19 protein-coding genes are annotated in these 21,062 nt (G+C 61.4%); all 19 read right to left on the bottom strand.

From position 1 onward, the window contains the following. Positions 1-2: 2 nt before the first annotated feature. A complete protein-coding gene (gene wecB / locus DBO85_RS06235; RefSeq protein WP_108106342.1) occupies positions 3-1,130 on the bottom strand; it encodes a non-hydrolyzing UDP-N-acetylglucosamine 2-epimerase in 1,128 nt (375 codons plus the stop codon). Further along, positions 1,123-2,133, bottom strand: a complete 1,011-nt coding sequence (locus DBO85_RS06230; RefSeq protein WP_108106340.1) for a nucleoside-diphosphate sugar epimerase/dehydratase — start codon at positions 2,131-2,133, stop codon at positions 1,123-1,125. Before DBO85_RS06230 ends, wecB begins: the two co-directional genes overlap by 8 nt. Positions 2,134-2,194: 61 nt before the next feature. Continuing rightward, complete coding sequence (locus DBO85_RS06225; protein WP_108106338.1) at positions 2,195-3,055, bottom strand: dTDP-4-dehydrorhamnose reductase family protein; 861 nt, start codon at positions 3,053-3,055, stop codon at positions 2,195-2,197. Between the two features lie 22 nt (positions 3,056-3,077). Continuing rightward, positions 3,078-4,490, bottom strand: coding sequence for a hypothetical protein (locus DBO85_RS06220; RefSeq protein ID WP_146168172.1), 1,413 nt, complete (start codon positions 4,488-4,490; stop codon positions 3,078-3,080). Continuing rightward, on the bottom strand, positions 4,487-6,904 hold the full coding sequence (locus DBO85_RS06215; protein WP_108106334.1) for a hypothetical protein: 2,418 nt from the start codon (positions 6,902-6,904) through the stop codon (positions 4,487-4,489). The genes DBO85_RS06220 and DBO85_RS06215 overlap by 4 nt, the downstream gene beginning before the upstream one ends. Positions 6,905-6,951: 47 nt before the next feature. Continuing rightward, positions 6,952-8,163, bottom strand: a complete 1,212-nt coding sequence (locus tag DBO85_RS06210) for a glycosyltransferase family 4 protein (protein ID WP_108106332.1) — start codon at positions 8,161-8,163, stop codon at positions 6,952-6,954. A gap of 3 nt (positions 8,164-8,166) precedes the next feature. Continuing rightward, positions 8,167-9,357: a glycosyltransferase family 4 protein gene (locus DBO85_RS06205; protein WP_108106330.1), complete on the bottom strand. Its 1,191-nt coding sequence runs from the start codon at positions 9,355-9,357 to the stop codon at positions 8,167-8,169. A gap of 49 nt (positions 9,358-9,406) precedes the next feature. Then, complete coding sequence (locus DBO85_RS06200; protein WP_108106328.1) at positions 9,407-10,528, bottom strand: N-acetyl sugar amidotransferase; 1,122 nt, start codon at positions 10,526-10,528, stop codon at positions 9,407-9,409. Beyond that, the gene (locus DBO85_RS06195) at positions 10,518-11,291 is read right to left on the bottom strand and encodes an AglZ/HisF2 family acetamidino modification protein (protein ID WP_108106326.1); all 774 of its coding nucleotides are present in this window, start codon (positions 11,289-11,291) and stop codon (positions 10,518-10,520) included. Before DBO85_RS06195 ends, DBO85_RS06200 begins: the two co-directional genes overlap by 11 nt. Before the next feature lies 1 nt (position 11,292). Continuing rightward, positions 11,293-11,913, bottom strand: coding sequence for an imidazole glycerol phosphate synthase subunit HisH (gene hisH, locus DBO85_RS06190; protein ID WP_233356561.1), 621 nt, complete (start codon positions 11,911-11,913; stop codon positions 11,293-11,295). Between the two features lie 113 nt (positions 11,914-12,026). Next, positions 12,027-13,460, bottom strand: a complete 1,434-nt coding sequence (locus DBO85_RS06185; RefSeq protein ID WP_108106324.1) for a hypothetical protein — start codon at positions 13,458-13,460, stop codon at positions 12,027-12,029. Then, entirely contained in the window at positions 13,460-14,512 is a 1,053-nt protein-coding gene (gene pseI, locus DBO85_RS06180) for a pseudaminic acid synthase (RefSeq protein WP_108106322.1), read from the bottom strand. The genes DBO85_RS06185 and pseI overlap by 1 nt, the downstream gene beginning before the upstream one ends. Next, positions 14,509-16,023 (bottom strand): UDP-2,4-diacetamido-2,4,6-trideoxy-beta-L-altropyranose hydrolase, encoded by a 1,515-nt coding sequence (pseG, locus tag DBO85_RS06175; RefSeq protein ID WP_108106320.1) that lies wholly within the window; start codon positions 16,021-16,023, stop codon positions 14,509-14,511. Before pseG ends, pseI begins: the two co-directional genes overlap by 4 nt. Beyond that, positions 16,020-16,802, bottom strand: coding sequence for an imidazole glycerol phosphate synthase subunit HisF (gene hisF / locus DBO85_RS06170; RefSeq protein WP_108106318.1), 783 nt, complete (start codon positions 16,800-16,802; stop codon positions 16,020-16,022). The genes pseG and hisF overlap by 4 nt, the downstream gene beginning before the upstream one ends. After that, positions 16,796-17,419 (bottom strand): imidazole glycerol phosphate synthase subunit HisH, encoded by a 624-nt coding sequence (gene hisH, locus DBO85_RS06165; RefSeq protein WP_108106317.1) that lies wholly within the window; start codon positions 17,417-17,419, stop codon positions 16,796-16,798. Before hisH (DBO85_RS06165) ends, hisF begins: the two co-directional genes overlap by 7 nt. Further along, complete coding sequence (locus DBO85_RS06160) at positions 17,416-18,564, bottom strand: N-acetyl sugar amidotransferase (protein WP_108106315.1); 1,149 nt, start codon at positions 18,562-18,564, stop codon at positions 17,416-17,418. The genes hisH (DBO85_RS06165) and DBO85_RS06160 overlap by 4 nt, the downstream gene beginning before the upstream one ends. 1 nt (position 18,565) lies before the next feature. Then, entirely contained in the window at positions 18,566-19,198 is a 633-nt protein-coding gene (locus DBO85_RS06155) for a pseudaminic acid biosynthesis-associated methylase (protein WP_108106313.1), read from the bottom strand. Beyond that, positions 19,195-19,893 carry a pseudaminic acid cytidylyltransferase gene (gene pseF / locus DBO85_RS06150; protein ID WP_108106311.1) on the bottom strand — a complete coding sequence of 233 codons (699 nt, stop codon included), beginning with the start codon at positions 19,891-19,893 and terminating at the stop codon, positions 19,195-19,197. Before pseF ends, DBO85_RS06155 begins: the two co-directional genes overlap by 4 nt. Further along, positions 19,890-21,029, bottom strand: coding sequence for a UDP-4-amino-4,6-dideoxy-N-acetyl-beta-L-altrosamine transaminase (gene pseC / locus DBO85_RS06145; RefSeq protein ID WP_108106309.1), 1,140 nt, complete (start codon positions 21,027-21,029; stop codon positions 19,890-19,892). The genes pseF and pseC overlap by 4 nt, the downstream gene beginning before the upstream one ends. Positions 21,030-21,062 lie beyond the last annotated feature (33 nt).

The raw sequence follows: 21,062 nt of genomic DNA, 5'->3' as shown, positions 1-21,062 counted from the left end.
GCTCAGTCCTTGCGCCAGACGGTGCGGTTCACATAGTCGGTGTAGCTGAGCACCACCCGCACCACCTGCAGCGACACCGGGCCGCCCTCGTAGTCCGGCACCACGGGGATGACCCGCTCGCCGGCCTTGTGCTGGCTGGTGATGACCTTGACCGCCGCCAGTACCGACTCCTTCTTCAGCCCGCTCATGATCAGCGTGCCCTGATCCATCCCCTCGGGACGCTCATGGGCGTTGCGCAGGGTCACCGCTGGCAGGTTGAGCAGCGAGGCTTCTTCGGTGATGGTGCCGCTGTCGGAGAGCACGCAGAAGGAGGCCATCTGCAGCTTGATGTAGTCGAGCAGACCGAAGGGTTTGACGAAGCGGATCAGCGGATGCTCAAGCGATTCACCCAGCGCCTCCAGGCGTTTGCGGGTGCGAGGATGAGTCGAGACGATCACCGGGAAGCCATACTCGTCGGCCAGCGCGCGCAGGGTGGCGAGCAGATCGCGCAGGTTGTCCGGGGTGTCGACATTCTCTTCGCGGTGGGTACTGATGATGAAGAACTTGCCCGCCTCCAGGCCCTCGCGTGCGAGCACGTCGGAGGCCTCGATCTTCGGCCGGTAGTAGTCCAGCACCTCGTGCATGTGCGAACCGGTCTTGATGATGGTCTCGGGACGGATGCCCTCGGCGATCAGGTACCGGCGGGCATGCTCGGTGAGCACCATGTTGATGTCGGAGAGATGGTCGAGCACCTTGCGGTTGAGCTCTTCCGGCACGCGCTGATCGAAGCAGCGGTTGCCGGCTTCCATGTGGAACACCGGTATCTTGCGGCGCTTGGCGGCGATGACCGCAAGGCAGGTGTTGGTGTCACCATAGAGCAGCAGTGCGTCGGGCTTCTCCTGCTCGAACACCGCGTCGGCCTTGGCGATCACCTCGGCGATGGTCTGCGCGGCGGTGTCGCCTGCAGCGCCGAGAAAATGATCGGGCTTGCGGATCTCCAGGTCGTCGAAGAACACCTGGTTCAGCTCGAAATCGTAGTTCTGTCCCGAATGCACCAGCACGTGATTGACCTGGCGATCCAGCTCGGCGATCACCCGACTCATCTTGATCAGCTCCGGACGGGTGCCGACCAGGGTCATGACCTTAAGCATCGAGCTGCTCCTTGATGTAGTCGAGCTTGAGCAGCAGCTGCTTGATGCCCGGCACGTCCAGGCGCTCGGTGTTGTGCGAGGTGTAGTCGTCGAACTCGGCGATCTTCTCCTCGCCCTCGACGAAGTACTTCTTGTAGTTCAGGTCGCGGTTGTCAGCGGGGATGCGGTAGTAACGGCCCATGTCCTCGGCCTTGGCCATCTCCTCGCGCGAAACCAGCGATTCGTAGAGCTTCTCGCCGTGACGGGTGCCGATCACCCGCACCGGGTTGTCGTGGCCGAACAGCTCCTTGAGCGCCTGGGCCAGATCACCGACGGTGGAGGCCGGCGCCTTCTGCACGAACAGGTCGCCCTGCTCGCCGTGCTCGAAGGCATGCAGCACCAGGTCGACCGAGTCTTCCAGCGACATCAAAAAACGCGTCATGTTGGGGTCGGTCACGGTCAGCGGCTCGCCGCTGCGCAGTTGCTCGATGAACAGCGGAATCACCGAACCGCGCGAGGCCATCACGTTGCCGTAGCGCGTGGCACAGACCACGGTGCCGCCCTCCGGAATCATCCGCGACTTGGCGACCATCAGCTTCTCGGCCATCGCCTTGGAGATGCCCATGGCATTGATCGGATACACCGCCTTGTCGGTCGACAGCACCACCACGCGCTTCACGCCGCTGGCGATGGCCGCATTGAGCACGTTCTCGGTGCCGTTGACGTTGGTGCGCACCGCCTCCATCGGATAGAACTCGCAGGACGGCACCTGCTTGAGCGCCGCCGCATGGAAGATGTAATCGACGCCGACCATGGCCTGCTTGAGGCTGTCGTAGTCGCGCACATCGCCGATGTAGAACTTGACCTTGTCGTTGGCCAGGGCGATGCGCATGTCTTCCTGCTTCTTCTCGTCACGGGAGAAGATGCGGATCTCGCGCACGTCGGTATCGAGGAAGCGGCGCAACACCGTATGGCCAAAGGAACCGGTGCCACCGGTGATCATCAATACCTTGTCGTCGAACATAGAACCTTCCAGAACGTGAACGCAGCCAGACGGCTGCGTGGATTCTCTTCGTCAGCGCACGTTAGCGCTGCTCATGCATACGTCGGATCAGCTCCGACCAGTCCGGCGCGACATAGCCGGTAGCCTGGCGAAAACGCGAGCCATCCAGTGATCTGTCGATCACCAGCGCATCATCCGGACGAATCTCGATTTGCTTGCCGTACTGCGCAGCGACCAGACCCAGCAGCTGGTGCTTGTCGATCGGCGCGGCGGCGACATGATACAGGCCATTGAGCTGTGGGTGCGGAATCACGAAATCCTTCATCACCCGCGCCAGCTCCACCGTTGGCAGGCCGGAGAAGATCGCCTTGGTGAAACCCCTGACGCTGCCCTGCTGGGACAGGAACCAGTCCACCAGCGCATAACTGGAACCCAGCTCATGGCCGATGATCGAGGTGCGCAGGGTGATGGCGTGCGGCAGATCGTGCAGCTCGCCGATGTACTTGGACTTGCCGTAGAGATCGTCCGCGTCCGACAGATCGGTCTCCTGGTACAGACCCTTGCGCCCGGAAAACACGCAGTCGGTGCTGACATGGATAAGCCTTGCCCCGGCCAGCGCGCAGAGGCGCGCCAGCCGGTGCGGCAGCATGGCGTTGATCGGCAGTGCGGTGAGCGGGTCCTTGGCATCGGCCAGATGCTTGATCAGCCCCACGCAGTTGATTACCACATCCGGCCGAACCCTGGCGATTGCTGCAACCAGCGCGTCCTGATCCAGCACATCGACCCCAGCCAGCAGTTGCGGATGGCTCTGCTCAGGAAAATGTCGCTGCGCAGCGCCGCTGCGCAGCGTGCCCCAAGTCTCGTGCGCAGAATCGGCAGAAAATACCCGGAAGACGGCATTGCCGAGCATGCCGGTGACGCCTAGAACCAGAATTCGAGCCATGAATCAAAACCTTCCCGGAATCTCAAGGCCTGCAGAAAAAGCGCAGGAGCCTATCAGAAAAATACAGAATCAGAACATTCAGCAGAATCGACCCAAACAGCAGATAACTCTGCATTGGTACATAGCCAAAGCTGGTGTAGCGGAACGCAACCACTTGAGCGATCAGGGCGCAGAACACCAGGTTCTTTCCACCCACCCGGTAGACGAAGTACTCGATAAGCGCCGCCAACATGGAAAAGGCAAACACCGCTACCAGCAGGAACAGGTAGGAGCCAGGGTAGAACAGGAAGGCGATATACCCTGGCAATGAAATGAAATGAGTGCCATCTCCCCGCGTATTGTCATAGGCCGACTCCACGAAATGCTGGTCATAGAACGCATTGGCCGAGGTATCGAAACGTTCGGTCAACGCCTCGCCGAACACGCCCCAACCGGTATGTTCTGAGCCGACAACCGCCATCACCCCCTCGACACCCACCCAGCGATCAAGGAACAGCAATGTGGTCTGCTCGCTGACCGCCTCACCGGTTGCGATATCCGGATGGGCGTCATAAAACGCATTGGCGCGCAGCCAGTTGACCGAAAGCACGGACACCACAAAAAAGCCAACAAAAGCCAACAACACGAAGCTCGCCAGACCCAGTCGAAGCCGCGGTTCGCTGCGCCTGAACTGGGCAACGGCGCCGTAGAGCAGAGACGAACCATTGAGGATCATTCCACGGCTCCACAGGGAAATGTTCGACAACGCCGTTTCCAGCAAGGCGATGCTGATCGCGATCCAGTAACGCTCTCGATTGAGCTCGAACTCGAAACGCAGCACGATCGCCGACACCGAAGCCATCCCGAACATCAGCATCCAGGCGTAGACGCCATTGAGCCCCAGAGGCAGGTTTACTCGTGCGACCTGACCGCGCTGGTAAATACCAAACCACGCGTTAGACAGACAGACCACGAGCACCGCCAGAACAAATCCGACCAGCACCGCGATACGGTATCGCCTGTAAAAGGTGAACAAACCGGTGTACGCGATCTGCGGCAGTGAATCCGGATAGCGGAAGACCCAACGCTGGCGCACCCAGCGCGCGAGGAGAATGGCCGCCAGGGCACAACTCACCACCAGCAAGGCCTTGTCCAGCGACGCGGGAGCTCCGTCGAAATTGCCAACGGAGATATTGAATCGCCCGTCGGAAAACGCCGTTCGGACGCTGAACTTCAACCAGAAGCCGATCCACAACAGAACACCGATAAACGCATCGAAAAATATCGCACCACGACCAAAGCCGAAGAACAGCACTGCCGTGGAAAGCACAGTGAACAACAGGTAAACCCAAGTGTTTCCCGCGTACTCCGCGCCTGCGAGAACGGCCAATATCGACGCTCCCACGAAGAACAGCAGCCAGGCAACTCTTGTTATCAATCCCCAACCCATACTCACGTCGCCTCCGGCGAATCACTACATCCAGCACAACGAATCTTTGCAAGCCTTGCCAGCAGCACACCCCAAATGAAGAACACAAATACACCCGAATACGGTTGGCGCAGCCCAACCTTGAGAAAGTTATCCACCAACAACAGAAACGCCACCACGCCCAACAGGCCCAGCAACTCAACGTCAGACCAGACCCGTGGCAATCGGCGCAAAGCAGTGCATGCGGAGTAGAGGATCAGCAAGATAAGCGGCAGCAGGCCCACAAACCCGAAGTTGTAAATGAAGTCCAGGTAGTAGTTGTGTGCGCTGGGATATAGAAGTCTATCCGGAGGCTCCACATGACCCAGCATGAAAACGCCCCAATCAGAAAGCATCTCACTGACATAAAAGCGCCAGAACACCACGCGCTCCGAAAGATTGGCCGGCACGCCAAGCGCTTCGCCCGTTGTCACAGCAGCGAACTTGTGATCAAAGAACTCGCTGCCCTGGGCATAAAGGCCCGCCGCTGCCGCACCTAGGACGACACATGAAATCACTCCACAGGCCCAGTCGACTCGCCGCCAGAACAACATGCGGATGAAGAACCCCAGGCACACCAACAGCATGAAACAGAGCGCGAGCATCGACATCGAAAGAACGGCATACCCACCCATCATCAGGCTCAGCACCAACAAACCGCTTCGTGGCCAGCCCTTGGCTGCGCCGACAAACAGCACGATGGCGAACAGCGCAACGAATACAACGGGCACGTATTGAAGGTGCTGATAAACACTGAAGATAAACAGCGAAGGCGAAAGATAGCCGAGGCCGTCAAGCAGCGTAGAGATCAGTTGCAGCGGTATGACCAGGAAAAGCACGCCTGCCCCGGCCTGCGCCAGCATTAATAGCGACTGGTCGCGTTTCCCGTATTGCTGCCCCAGCACCAATGCAAACATCGGCAGGATGTACTGGACCAGCAGGACCAATTTTTGTCGCCCCTCCCCGCCCTGATCCAGGCCTAGAAGCAGACTGGTCAGCAACATGCCGATAAAGACGAAGAACAGACTCACCAGGGACAGGCGCGCACGGGAATAACCACCCAGCAGCACCACGCCGAGATAGCAGGCCAGCACCGACACAGGGATCGGCAGCAACGCCAGCACACCGCCACTGTTGAAAGTGCCGGAACGGTCATCGAAGAGGCCGCCACCAAGCTGGAAGAACAGCGGCAGGAATATCGCGAAGGCTATCAGCAGCAGCAGGTTGCGTTCGCTGAGAAGCCCGCGAGCCCTCAGGTGCAGCAGTCCATGTCGCTCACTGGCATAGAACCCCCAGGACAAAACAGCACCCAGCAGGTAGAGCACTGCCAGGGCACCAGCACCGAGCTCGTAGAAAACGAAGGGAATGCACGCCACCAGCAGGATATTTGCCAGCATGTCCGAGCCGAAGACATCGCCGCCGACCGCATCCTGCAGGATGCGCAGGCGAATGCGCTGCGCCAGCACCATGACCACGCCGCCGACCAGGGAGCAGCCCACTGCCAGCCAGAACAGCTGCCCCTTCTGCGTCCAGTCCAGCAGATGCGGAACACTCCAGACGATAGCCAGCAGAAAGCACCCGGCCAGCGCCACCAGCACAAGCATCAGGTTGAACAACTGGAGCATACGACCGGGCCCCGCCGCACTGCGCTCCTGGCGCACCATGGTCGGCCCAAGCGCCTGGGAGAACACCGCACCGAGGATGCCGCCAAGGGCGAAGGCAGAGAACAGATCACCCGCTGTCTCCTTGCCCGCAACCAGCAGGATGAACAGCCGGAATACATAGACGGAAACGCCGATGACCGCGGTGGAGCCGAAGTGCGGGAGCATCTGGCGGATGCCGGCCATGACCGGCACGGCATGGCCGAGCGCCCGCCCCAGCAGGGCCAAACTCAGGCAACCGAGCAGCGGCGACAGCGCCCAGACCAGGGTCAGCGGCAGCGCCCACACGCCGTCATCGAGCAGTGCCAGCAACAATGCCAGGCTCAGCACCCCCTGGATCAGCAGAAAGCGCAGCGCAGCCTTGCCCTGGTGCTTCAGCTCCTGCTCACTGAGAAATACCTCTGCCAGCCATTCGGCAGCCCGACGCATCACCAGCAGCAGAATGAACAGCCAACCGCCGTCCACCACCCCGATGCACAGCGCGAACGCCAGTACCGCCAGCGGCAACAACAGGAGCAGACGCAGGCGCAGGATGGCCGCGCCGTCCACCCTGCCCGACTCACCCAGAATCAGGCTGCGCGCGTTGCCGGAAAACGAATAGAACAGCGCAACCGTTGCACCGTGGACCAACCCAAAGTCCGCGGCCAGCTCGGGCCTGCCGAACAGGCTGAGGCCGATCATCACCACCATCATGGCGAAGGTGTTCGCCATGAAAGCGACCGGAAAAACCATCACACGCATCAATTGATCCTTGATCGGACGAACGCCTCGGCGCCCACCTCTAGCATTCAGTGCTTGAGCAACTCAACCAGCCGGGTGACCTGCGCCGTCATCTCGAAGTTCGCATCGAAATAGGCTCGCCCGGAGGCGCCCATGGCAGCCCGTTCGCCAGAGCCCAGAGCCTTCATGCAGCGAATGTTGGCCACCAGTGGCAGCACCTGTTCAGCTGGCGAAGACAGCCCGGCACGTGCTTCGCTGACCACGCGGGCGCCCTCACCGTTCAGGCAGGCGATGATCGGCCGCCCCGCGGCCAGATACGCCTGGATTTTGCTGGGCACGGTCTGAGCAAAGGCCGGCTCGTCGTTGAGCGACACCAGCAGCGCCGAAGAGCGCTCGAAGATCTGTGGCATCGACTCCATCGGAAAACGGCCGGGCAAGACCAGGTTGTCCAGTGCGTGTGCCTGTTGTTGCGCCTTGAGCCACGCCAGACGACTGCCGCTGCCCACCAGCACCACGCGGATCTGCGGATCGTCACGCAGATGAACCGCCGCCTGCACGATGGTTTCCAACGCCTGGGCGGTGCCCAGGTTGCCGGCGAAGACCACGCAGAAGTACTTCTCGAGCAGCTCGCTCAACTCGGACGGGATGGGTACCACCAACCGAGGGGGACGCACATCCAGAGAGTTGGGGTAGTACTGGATCTTTTCTCGCGCGGCATAAGCGGCCACCGGCTCGACGAAGGCGCGCGACTGCACCAGCAGCGTGTCGCACCGCCGATAGATCGCCCGAACCATCCAGCCCACTGCCTTGAGCAAGTGTGGATTCTTGACGAAGCCGGTGGCTGAGAGGCTTTCCGGCCATAGATCCTGGACCCACAGTGCCAACCTGGCCTTCTTCAGCCACTTGAGCGCAATGGCCGGGATCGCCTGGGTGATCGGCGACGGGGCGAATACCAGGATCGCGTCGAACTCGCGCTTGCGCAGCATCCACGGCAGAAACAGCAGGCCGCTGAGCACGAACGACAGATAGTTGAAGATCAGGTTGCGCGCACCACCTTCCCCGCGCGGCCAGAGCGGGACGCGCAATACCTCAACTTTGCCCTGGTAGTGCTCGCGCTGCGTACCCCACAGGCGGTAACCCTCGAACAGCTTGCCATCCGGGTAATTGGGCTTGCCGGTGGCCACCACGACTTCGTGCCCCTGCTCGTGAAGGGACAGCACTATGTCGTTGATGATGAAGCTTTCGGGCCAGAAATACTGGGAGAGCACCAGAATGCGCATGACTCAGCGACTCGCGTTGAATGACAGAACATGACGATAGAGATCGAGCATACGCGCGGCATTGGCCTCGATCGCGAAGGTTTCCTGCGCCCAGATCTTCGCCTGACGTCCGAGCTGACGACGAAACTCTGGTGCTTGCGCAAGACGTTGCAGCGCATCGGCGATCAGCGCAGGGTCAGGTGTCGGTACTGCCAGCCCGGTCACCTCGTGCAGCAGCGCATCCGGCACCGGATCGGTTACCGCCACGACGCTCGGCACCGAGTAGAAAGCCGCTTCGAAGACCGGGCGACCCGCTGCATCCAGGTGGGACGGAAAACAGAGAATATCCAGTTGCGGATAAAGTTCGCGGACATCGCTCACGAAGCCGAGCAGTTTGACTCGATCCTCCAGGTCCTCACGCCGGATCAATTCCTCAAGCTCAGCCCGCACATCCCTCGCGAAACCGAACTTACGCAACACCCAGGCCTTGAACCCCGAGATCTGCCGCGCATTCTCACCGGCGACCAGGCATTCGATGGCCACACCACGCGTCTTCAGGATGCGCATCGCCTCGACCAGTTCGAAGATGCCCTTGAGCGGAATCAACACCCCAAGAAAGCCCACCTTGACCGGCTCACCGTCGGCGCGCCGCTCCACCGGCTGAGCGTTAACTTCGAGTCCGTTGTGAATGATGCTCAGCGGTAGCTCCGCCTCCAATGTGGCGGCCACGGTGTGGTCGATCGCCACCACTGCATCGGCGTATCGACGCAGCAACCCATTCACCCAGCGCGTACGTAGTCCCGAGCCCGGCTTACGTTGCAGGGAGCGAACATGCACCACCATCGGCACGCGCAGCAGCCACTTGGCGACCACACCCAACGGCAACAGCGTGATCTCGTTGATGTGGATCAGATCGAAAGGCTCGCGACGCAAGCGCCAGAGCCCTGCAAGTGCGAACGGTAGCAGGAGAAGCTCACGCAGCAGGATCAGCCAGCGAACCTTGCGATAGTAGCCATAGCGGGTGTTGTCGAACTGGCTAAGTCCCTTGACCGGACGAACCTGCATGCCGGCCTTTTCGAAAGATTGGCAAACGGCTCCGGCAGGAGTGAGAACCGTCCCTCGAACCCCGCCAGCATGTAGCAACCTGTAGAGCTCGATCAGGCTTTTGGATGCACCACCGAAGGCAGCAGCAGGATGCAGAAACAGAACATTCAAATGGAAAAACCCTTAACGGAACCGACCCAGCGGGCCCTGTCGATCGACCTCAGGAGCCGCGCTTCATCTGATAGATCTTGCGGATGAAATCCCAGGCGAAACGCTCACTGGGGTAGGCATCGTGCGGTTTGGCCGGCCGGCGCAGGTAATCCTCGAGCTGGCTCTCGGACCAGCCCATCTTCTTGAGGAAATACTTGCGATCCCGGTCCAGCTCCTCCGGTGAGGCGTAGGGAGAGTGCTGCAACTGAGCGAGCGCCTGTTCGCGAGTCATCTGTCCACTCATTACCAGCGTCGACAGATGCAGCTTGCGTTTATCCACATCGAATTTCTCGGGGAGGATGTAGCCCTGATAGAAGCGCGTGAAGACCGACTCGTAGTGCTTGTAGGGGTAACGCTTGTAGGCGTATTTCTCTTCGAGCAGCTCCAGGGCCGCTTCCTTCTGGTAGTCATACAGGTCGAGGAACGACGCCCACTGGATCCCACGCAGCACCCGGTTATACACGTAGCCAAGCGTACCCATGATCGGGAAGGTGCGAATCCGCACCGAATTGCGCCGAGCGATGGCCTTTATGTTGCGCTTGTCCCACTTGCGCCAGTTCCAACCCTCCGGCATCGGCATTCCCTCGGTCGCGGAATTGCTTCCCGAGAGGATGTACTTGATGCCGTAGCGCCGCGCCTGTTCGTAGTTCACGGCCAGCATGGCATTGTCGTAGAGCAGCTCCACATCGATGACATCGGCATCGAAGAATGCCTGCATCAGGCCCTTGTACTCGGGCCAGTCGATGACGTGGGTATAGAGATCGACGCCCAGGCTGGTAACCAGGTTTTTGATGTTGTTGACCGCAAGCTCGGAGTTCCAGTTGTTGTCCATGTGCACGGCCAGCGGGCGCAAGCCTTCGCTCAGGGCCAGATGGATAACATAGGAGCTGTCCACTCCGCCGGAGAGACCGATGATGCAGTCGTATTTCTTGCCCTTGCCGGCCTTCTTGACCTTTTCCACGAACGCCCGGCGCTGCTCGGCACGTTGCTGCTCAGGAGCGAAGACCACGCCGTTGACGCGCTGCTGGAAGTAGGTGCAGTAATTGCAAACGCCCGCGTCGTCGAAAGTAATCGCGGATGCGCTGTCGTCCATCACGCACCGGGAACAGATCCTGTGTTCTTTAGGAAACATCCTTACCTCTGAAAAGCGACTCGAGTTCTGAGTAGTTGGGATAGCTGATCAGCACCGCCCGATGTGGCCCCTGCAGCACGAAAAGACTGCCGGCGGCGACCGCCGAAGCACCCGCCTCGGTCGCCTCGATGAAGTCTTCCCGTTTCGCAGCGCCACCCAAGGCTATCAGCGGTACATCTACCGCATCGGCAGCGGCCTTGATCAGACGCAGATCATATCCCTGCTGCATCCCGTCACGATCCACCGAATTCAGCAGTACCTCGCCAGCTCCGGCAGCAACCATGGATTTGAGTGCTTCCAACCAGTCCACGGACAGCGCCCGGCGAGAGGAGGACGACCACAGACGATAGCGGCCGAGCCAGTCGCGCTTGATGTCGATGGAAACAACTACGCTCTGGCTGCCGAAGCGCTGGGCGATCTCCGTGACCAGCTCCGGCTTCTGCAGCGCCGACGTCTGCAGCACGACCTTCTCCACACCGGAAGAGAAGATTCGCCGCGCCTGTTCGATCGTGGATATCCCGCCACCGTAGCCAAGCGGCATGAAGCACTCGGCTGCAATGCTCTCGATCAGCGCATAGTCCGGCTCCCGCCCCTGCCGGCTGGCATCGATGTCGAGCAGCACCAGTTCGTCCACCTCCTTCTCGTTGAAGATGCGAATGGCATTGATCGGATCGCCAATGTACTTGTGCTTGCCGAACTTCTGGGTTTTCACCAGGCCGCCGTCGCGCAACAACAGGGCCGGTATCACACGATGCTTGAGCACCTCATACCTCCAGGAACTGGCGGAAGAGTTCCATGCCGAATCGATGGCTCTTCTCCGGATGAAACTGGAAGCCCCAGATATTTGCGCGGCGAAAGGCCGCCACGAAGGTCTCGCCGTATTCGCATTCCAGAAGCACGTCAGCGGGGTCGGCGCACTCGACCCGGTAGGCATGCACGAAGTAGAAACGCCGCGGGGTGCTTGACGCAGGCAACAGCTCATCCTCGCGCATCTGCCGCACCTCGTTCCAGCCCATGTGCGGCACCTTGAGCCGCGGGTCCTCCGGGCGAAAGCGCCGTGCCTGCGCATCGACCCAACCCAGCCCAGGCTCCTGCCCCTCCTCGCTGCCACGGGTAAGCAGCTGCATGCCCAGACAGATGCCCATGATAGGCACCTGACGCTCGTGCACGGCCTGCTCCAGTGCCTTGACCCAGCCGCCCTGGCGCAAGCTGCCAATGCCGTGATCAAAGGCTCCGACACCCGGCAGAATGAGTTTGGCGGCATCCTCCAACTGATCTGGAGTGCGAATGATCCGCGCCTCACCGCCCACGTGCTGGATCATGTTGACGACCGACGCCAGGTTGCCGCAGCCATAGTCGATCACTGAAATTGTCTGTACGGCCAAGATTTGCTACCGATCGAAGTGACTTCACTGATTGCCGGCGCTCTGCCGACCCCGAACAATCCGGGCGCGCAAGGATACGCTGTTTGCTCGTCCTTGGCCGCCAGACGATGGCTTCAGCCGGGTGCTGCCAGCGCCTGAGCCAGATACTGCCGGTAGTTGCCGACCCAGTCCGGCGCCCAGATTTCCTCAGCGAGCACTCCGGCTCTTTCACCCTGGGGCTCGCCCAATGCCTCGACCAGCGCCTGGGCATCGGCGAACCCGCTGAACGGGTGCTGCGGATAGCTGAACCGCGCCTTGTCGGTTTCCCAGAGCAATACCCTGCCCGCTATCCCCTGTGCCTCGAACAGCCCGGTAGAAACCTCTCCCACGACCGCGTGGGCACTGGCGAACGAGCTGTAGATATCCCGATTGGGATCGATCAGAACCTCCCCAGCCCGGCCCTCGGGGAAGCGCAGAGACACCTGTGCGCGCTCCAGAGGATGCGGTCTCAGCACAATGCGATAACGCCCGCGCAGCAAGTGCGCCAGTTCCTGGGCCAAGGCCAGGTAGAGCGTGAACTCGATGCCGTCCCCTAGCAGCAGGATGTCGGTCTGCGCCGTTTCGGTGGGCGCCATGCTCCGACGCTGCTCGCTGTAATGCGGGTTGCCAATCACCCACTTTTGCACCGGAACATTGATCTGGCTGTTCCACCAGGCGCCGTAGCCGAGGAAGTCATGCGGCAGGCAAGCACGGTACGCCTCGCTCTCGCGCAGCACCGGCGCATAGCAGTAGGCATCATGCCCGCCGGAGACCATGCCATGCTGAGGCTCCGCCACGCGTATGCCCATCTCCCGCGCTACCTGATTGAACGGCGCGAAGTCCCCGTAACAGGCCTGTTCCAGCAATACCAGGCGCGGTTGCACCCGTTCCAGCAGGCGCCGATAGGCATGCTGCATGACCGGCAGGCGCGCCAGCTTGCGCGCCAGCATGCCGACCAGCATGTCCATGTTCGAATCGGCGATGGTCAGCCCCAGCAACTGTGAGGCCCGCTGCCTGGCGTATTCGAGCAGTTCACGCGCGGCTGCCAGGTGGTGCTCACGCGTCAGCAGACGACCCGCCACCGTGATTGCGCCCTGCCAGGGCAGCCAGTAGGCGACTCGCTGGTTCCAGCGCGGATGCGGTACGTGCCAGTCCACCACGCCTTCGACCATCACCGTGTCTGCGCAAGACTCCTGCGCCAGGTAATCGGTGATGCGATTGAACCAGCGGCCTTCGCGCTGAAAATGCCCTGCGCCGGTACCGACCACCAGCACCTCGCCGCGCATCCTGCCCTGCTGAAAATTGTGTCGGAGCACCCGACCAAGAGCCCCCAGCGCCTGTCGACGCGGCACTGCCGGCACGGCCGCGACCAGTGGCGCCTGCTGGTAGTAGAGGTCGGAAATCAGCTGACGCAGGAACTGATTACGCACCAGCGGCCAGAGCAGCACGCCGCTGCGCGGGCAACGAAACTCAAGGAACGTCGAATCGTTCTCGATCTCCAGCAGCTGGGCAAGACTGGGCCGCGGCACTAGATGAGATCCCAACTGATGGGTGTGCCTCGCTTGATCGTCTGTTTGGCACGCTTGCCGATGACCTGCTCGAAATACTTCGGTGGCAGGCCCAGGCCCGGGCGAATGATGCGCACATTACCGGGCGACAGCAGCTCACCGGCGGCGATGTCTTCGCTGGCGTAGATGGAGCGGCGGAACACCCGGCTCTTTTCTTCGGCAGCAGTAGCGCCATAGCTGACGCGCCCCAGCGACTGCCAGGCGCGCTCGGTTTCGACGACCAGTTGAGCCATTTCCTGCGGCTCCATGGAAAAGGCGCTGTCGACCCCTCCCTCGGCACGACTCAGAGTGAAGTGTTTCTCCACAACGCTTGCGCCCAGCGCGACGGCCGCTACGGACACGCCCACGCCCATGGTGTGATCGGAAAGACCGGTTTCACAGTCAAACAGCTCGCGCAGATGCGGAATGGTCAGGATATTGGTGTTCTCCGGCGACGCCGGGTAAGTGCTGGTGCACTTGAGCAGGATCAGGTCCTTGCAACCCGCCTGCCGCGCGGCACGGACAGTCTCGTCCAGCTCGGCGACCGTGGCCATGCCGGTGGAAATGATCATCGGCTTGCCGGTCGCAGCCACACGGCGGATCAACGGCAGGTCGGTGTTCTCGAAGGACGCGATCTTGTAGCAGGGCACGTTCAGCGACTCCAGAAACTCCACGGCCTTGTCATCGAAGGGAGTGCTGAAGGCGATCATGCCCAGCTCGCGCGCCCGGTCGAAGATCGGCTTGTGCCATTCCCAGGGGGTGAAGGCCTCGCCATAGAGCTTGTACAGCGAGGTGCCAGCCCAGAGGCTATTGGGATCACTGATATGGAACTCGCCCTCGTCCAGATCCAGCGTCATCGAATCCGCCGTGTAGGTCTGGATCTTCAGCGCATGAGCACCCGTGCGGGCCGCTGCTTCGACGATCTGCAGTGCGCGCTCCAGCGACTGGTTATGGTTGCCGGACATCTCGGCAATGACGAAGGGCGCGTGGTCACGGCCGATGCAACGGTTTGCGATCTTGATTGATTCAGTCATAGCTCAGGCAGCTTCTTTGAAAACAGCGTGTTGTCGACGTCATAGCCTGCGGCCATGAACAACCCTTTGGAGACGGCGTTGCCACCCATGACCTGCGCATGCAACTGCCGCACTTCGCGACGATGCTCCATGAGCCAGTCCTCGGCACTTTGCAACAGATCGCCCCCGCGACAGCGCACCTGCCCTTCGGGGACGAGATAAATGGATACTTCGGCCTGCTCAGCGTCGATGTCGAAGCGTACGACACCCACAGCCACCCCGCCCTGCAGGCCAACCAGCAGCGTGCGCCGAGGATCGTCAAGCACGCCGGCGAACCAGCGACAGTGGTCTTCCCAGGCAATCTCGTCACGGTTGCGCGAGACGGCGCGGATCGAGGGGTGATTGCGCCAGCGGAACAGATGCTCGGAGTCTTCTGCACACGCCTCGCGCAGGCTCAGCCCACTGCAGCCCATGCGTGTGGCCAGGCGCTGAGCGCCCAGGCCATCCACGGCAGTCATGCCTGCACGGGAGATCAACTGGCGCAAGGCAGCGCTATGCAGCAATGCAGGCAGGTGCATGGCAAGGGTCGCCTGCACGTCCATACCTGGCTCGGGTGCATAGACCAGACCCTGCGCAGCCGCATCGGCCAACTGCCGTGTCTGGTTATCCGCAGTGCTCAGCGCCAGGGTCGGCAATCCCAGGCTGCAGCGCTCCCAGGTCGCCGTACCGCCCGCCCCGATGGCGAGATCGGCACCCGCCATCAGTTCGGCCATCCGCGAAGTCTGCACATGGCAACGATAACCCTGGGTCTGACACAACGACTCGATGGCAGCGCGCTGCGGATGCTGTGCGCCAAGCACCACGTCCACCTCGAAGCCGGCCGGACCAACGTTTGCCAGCGCCGTCAGCGCCTGCCCGGTGAAATTGCGAGCGTCGACACCGCCAAAGAACACCAGCATGCGCCTGACCTGGGTCCGCGGACCGGCCAGCGTTTCACGCAATTGCCGGAACTCCTCGCGCAGCAGAGCGAACTTCGGGCCGAGCAGCAGATGACAGGTCTGCGGGACCTTGTCGGCGTAACGCGTCTGCATGTCCTGATACAGGTTCTGATCGAGCAGCAGATCGCAATCATGCCGTCGATCGGCAAGGTCATCGATCACCAAAATCTTTCTGGCGGCCTGCCGCAGCTGGGTTTCCCACCGGCAGTCCAATGCGTAGTGATCAACGATCAGCCAGTCATGCAGTTGCCCTTGCAGTGCCGTCAGGCAGTCGGCGGCATCGCTGCTCTGATCACAACCCAGCCAGCTGGAGTGCGCTAGATCACCCACGCAGGCGCCCGCCTCGTGGACAGGCAGATGCCGCAGGGTATGGCCCTGGCGCTGCACCAATTGCTGCAGATGCGCAGGCAAGTCACGACTGAGAAAAACACACTGTGCGCCACGCTTGAGCAGAGTGTCGGCCAGCGTCAGGCAACGCATGAAATGCCCGGTACCGATCCTCTCGCTGGCATCGACGCGCAGAACCACCTTCACGGATTGGCCTCACCGACGAAGTTGCGCCGCACCGGAATGCCCGCAGCCTGCATTGCCGCCTTGGCCCCGGCCGGCGTCAGCTCGGTGAAATGGAAGATGCTCGCTGCTGCAACCGCCGAGGCGCCTGCCTGCTGTACCACATCGATCATGTGCTGGTAGCTCCCCGCACCGCCGGAGGCGATCACCGGGATATCCACGGCACGCGCGACGCGCTCCACCAGCGCCAGGTCATAGCCGGTCATGCTGCCGTCTCGCTCGATGGAGGTCAGCAGTATCTCGCCGGCACCACGGTCAGCCAGCTCGCGCGCCCAGGCCAGCACTTCACGGCCGGTATCCTGGGTGCCGGCGTGACTGAAGCAGCGGTAGCCACCCTCATCCAGGCGGCGCACGTCGATGCTGGCGACCACGCATTGCGCGCCAAAGCGCGACGCGGCTGCATCGATCAACCCCGGTTCGGCATAGGCCGCACTGTTGATAGCGATCTTGTCAGCACCGCTGTGCAGCAGCGCCAGAACCTGCTCGAGACTGCTGATGCCACCACCCACGGTCAGCGGCACCGCGCACTCCTCGGAAAAATCGTTGACCGAGTCATGATCCGGCAACTCGCTCTCCAGGGTGGCGTTGATATCCACCAGGATCAGCTCGTCGACATCCCGCGCGTTGTAGACCTTGACCGCCGGCAGTACCGGCCCGACGCGACGCCAACTATCGAAGCCAACACCCTTCACCAGGCCCAGGCCTTTCCACAGCAGCGTCGGTATGACACGAACCTTCAACATGGCGAATAACTCAGGAAGTTGCGCAACAGGCGGCGCCCCGCCTTGGAGCTTTTCTCCGGGTGGAACTGACAGCCGAACACATGATCACGGCGCACCGCAGCCGTCAGATCGACGTCGTAGGGCACGCTCGCCAGCAGGTGCTCACGCTGCTCAGGAACGAAGGCGTAACTGTGTACGAAATAGAAATCGGCAGCAGACGGAATGCCTTCGAAGAGAACATCCTCCTGCGTGTGACAAACCTCGTTCCAGCCGATATGCGGAATGCGCAGCGTGCAACCCAGTGCATCCAACCGGCGCACCTGTCCTGGAATCAACCCGAGACCGGGCGTGACGCCACCTTCGTGACCTTCCCCGGCGAGCATCTGCATGCCCAGGCAGATTCCCAGCAGAGGCTTGCCCTGTTCGCCAACCAGCTCGCGCAACGCATCGCTCCAGCCACCCTGATCCAGGTGCGCCATGCCCTCGGCAAAGGCACCCACGCCAGGCAGGACGATACGATTGACGTCATAAAGCGCCGACGGGTGATTGGCGATCAGCGGCTCGGCACCGAGCTCCTCGAAGGCCCGGCGCACCGAGCCCAGATTGCCCATGCCGTAGTTGACGATGGCGATCTTCATGGATTGTCGTGGTTCAGCTTCTCGAGGTTGCCGTGACGATCCTTGACCAGGACGCCCGACGCATCACGCTTGAATATCTTCTTGTTGGTGAAGCGATCGCAGATCTTGATGAACTCATCAGTGGTCATCCCCAGCGGCTCGAGTATCTCGGCCAGCGGCTTGCCCAGGTAGCTCCAGGGGAACTTGCCGTCGCGCGCCTTGACGATCTCGATGGCGTCCTGACGCGTGATACGACCCCGCCGCACATGCAGGCAGGCGATGTCGGTCGCGCGGGAAAAGCCGAATTTCAGGTACTTGAAGTAGTCGTGGATGCCGGTCTGGTGGTTGTCGAGGTTTTCGTAATTCACCATCGAGCCTTCGACAGGCTCGTCGTAAGTAACGAAGCCGTTGGCCTGGGCGATCAGTGCATTCGACAGGCCATCCCAGGGCAGGTAATGGCCGAGGAACAGGCCGGTCACGCCGACTCGCTGCAGCTCCTCGTCGGACGGGTACTGATACGGCAGCAGATGGCGCTGCTCGATGCCGTAGGTCTCGGACAGGTCCGACACGCGCAGGCCGAGCAGGCCACCGAACTCTTCCAGCCAGCGCCGGGTCAAGGTGTTGTTCTCGGTCGCCGCCGCCGGGCCACCGTACTCGTTCTGCGAGTTCTCACCCCAGACGATCAGAGGCACGTTGTACTGCACCGCTGCACGCACCGGGATGGTGAAGATGCCGACATGCTCCGGCCAGGAGATATCACCCACCTCGGTCAGACCGATGCGATTGAGCTTCGCGCGCACCAGAGGGTTGGGCGAGAACTCGACGTGATCCACGCCCAGACGCTGCAGGTTCTCGATGTTACGCCGGCCGATCTCACTCAGGTCGCAGGTGGTCGAGGTCACGCACAGCGGATTGAGGCCCAGCTGCAGCATGCGGATCACCTGATAGGTGCTGTCTTTGCCACCGCTCACCGGAACGATGCAGTCCCAATTGCTGCCGTGCTTGCGGTATTTCTCCAGCAGCGTCAGCAGCTCGCTCTTGCGCTGGTCCCAATCGACTTCCTTGCGCTTCTCGTAAGAGCGGCAGGCGTTGCAGACGCCCTCTTCGTCGATATGCAGATCCGGTTTGGTGTGCGGCATCACGCAACGAACACAATACTTGAGCATCTCAGGCCCCCTTTTCCATCAGGAACCAGGTGATGTCGTCCTGCGGGAACGCAGGGTCGCGGCGATAGGCGAAGCCGTAATCGACCAGTTTCAGGTCCGGATATTTGTCCATCATCTCGCCGGCAAAATCGCGCTTGAACAGCCGGTCGGCATGCCCGCGGTAGGAGATCGCCACGGGCGACGGATTGTAGTACTCGCATACCAGCACGAATCGGCGAGACGCCGTGTAAAGCTTCTCGTAGACCACCGGCAGCATGTCCGGATTGATGTGGATGAGCACACCCTTGATCAGCGAAAGGTCCACCTGCTGCTCGACCGGGTAGTTGAAGATCGAACCTTCGTAGACGTTGTCCTGGCCGATGTGCGAGCGCAGCTGGGCTGCCGCATCGGGATTGATCTCCACGCCGTGCAGGGCCACATCCGGATAGAGCAACTGCAGGGCACGCAGGTTCATCCCGATGTTGGCGCCAAACTCGATTGCCGAGCCGACCCGACCCGCCTGCTTGAGCGCCTTGGTGAAGAAATTCAGGTTGGAAGCCAGCAGCTGCTGGCTGTCGTTACGGCCGATGTACTCGGAGCCGAACTCGCCCGCCCAGAAGCCTTCCTGCGGCGTCACATAATCCGATGCACTCATTGTGTCTGGTCACTCGTCATTTGTTTGAAGATCATTTCAGCGCGAATCCAATCGTCCATGTCATCGATGTCCTGCACTCTCCAACGCGGAATGGCGACGGGCATCGAGTGGCGATCGAAAATTCTCAGCCCCTGCGTCCAGGCGTCGGGGCGGCCCCAATAGAACTGCGCGGCATCGTGCAGAGCCACGGGCAAATCCTGGGAACGTGTCGAGAAGTACTCTGGAAACAGCATGGCGAGTCCACCTTCGGGCAACGCCTGGAAGGCGCGATAGACCGACGGCGAGAACTCGGCAACCGAGAAAGCATATGCCCAATCGCCCGATTGCAAAACCTCAAGACCGCGTTTCAGGTCTTGCGCATGTATCAGCGGCGCAGTGGCATAGATGCAGCAAATTGCAGACGCGGCTTGCCCCTGCTCGTCGAGCCAACGCGTGGCATGGGCTATCACCTCGGTGGTGCCGGCGTAGTCGTCGGACAGCTCCGGCGGACGCACGAAAGGTGTTTCCGCGCCCCACTCCCGCGCCACCTCGGCAATCTCCTGATCGTCAGTGGAGACGATGATCCGCTCGAACAGGCCGCTCTGCTGCGCCGCCAGAATCGACCAGGCGATCATCGGCCGGCCGCAGAAGGTCTTGATGTTCTTGCGCGGAATGCGCTTGCTGCCGCCTCGCGCCGGAATGACTGCGACGTTCAAGACAACGCCTCACGCAGCAGCTCGACGACGCACTGCTGCTCTTCATCAGTCAGGTCGTAGAACAGCGGCAGGCTGAACGCTTCAGCGAAATAGTGCTCCGCCTCCGGGAAGTCGCCCGTCTTGAAACCCAGATTGCGGTAGTAGGGCTGGGTATGCACGGGTATGTAGTGCACCTGCACCCAGACATCCGCTGCGCGCAAGCGGGAAAACACCTCGAGGCGGCGTTCCGCTGCCACACGAATCGGATACAGATGCCAGGCCGACTCTTCGCTCGGCTGCGGCAAGACGATCGGCAGGTCAGCCAGCAGCTCGTGGTACTGCCGCACCAGCTCCCGCCGTCTGGCAATGAACTGCGGCAGACGCGCCAGCTGGCTCTGCCCGAGCGCTGCCTGCAGATTGGTCATCCGATAGTTGAAGCCCAGCTCGATTTGCTGGTACTCCCAGGGCCCCTGCGGGGTACTGACCATCTCGTCGCTGCCCTGGGCGATGCCATGGGTACGCAAACGCACCAGGCGCTTCGCCAGCGCAGGGTCGTTGCTCAGCAACATGCCGCCCTCACCCGTGGTGATGATCTTCACCGGGTGGAAGCTGAACACGGTGACATCGCTGTATTGGCAGGCACCTACCGGCACACCTTCATGGCTCGCCCCCACGGCATGCGAAGCATCTTCGATCACGCGGAAGCCATACTCCCTGGCCAGTTGCCCGATGGCGCGCATATCGCAACTGCGCCCGGAAAAATGCACCGGGATCACCACCTTCGGCAGGCGCCCGGCCAGCCGCGCAAGCGCCAGCTTCTCAGCCAGGCGCTCCACGCTGATGTTGAGCGTTTGCGGATCGATGTCGACGAAGTCCACATCCGCGCCGCAGTAGCGCGCGCAGTTGGCACTGGCGACAAAGGTATTCGGGCTGGTCCAGACCAGATCCCCCGGCCCGACATCCAGGGCCAGACAGGCAATGTGCAGAGCCGCAGTAGCGTTGCTTACCGCCACCGCATGCTGCGCCTGACAGGCCGCGGCAACGGCCTGCTCGAAGCTGGCGATACCCGGCCCCTGGGTCAACCATTCCGAACGCAGGACATCGACCACTGCGGCGATATCGTCATCACTAATATTTTGTCGACCGTATGGAATCATAAGCCCTGCATCACATAATTAAACTGAGACAAG

Origin of the sequence: Pseudomonas mangrovi (genome assembly GCF_003052585.1) — a bacterium.
GTDB lineage: Bacteria > Pseudomonadota > Gammaproteobacteria > Pseudomonadales > Pseudomonadaceae > Aquipseudomonas > Aquipseudomonas mangrovi.
Note: the sequence above shows the minus strand (reverse complement) of the source record. Positions and strands in the feature narration are given on the sequence as shown.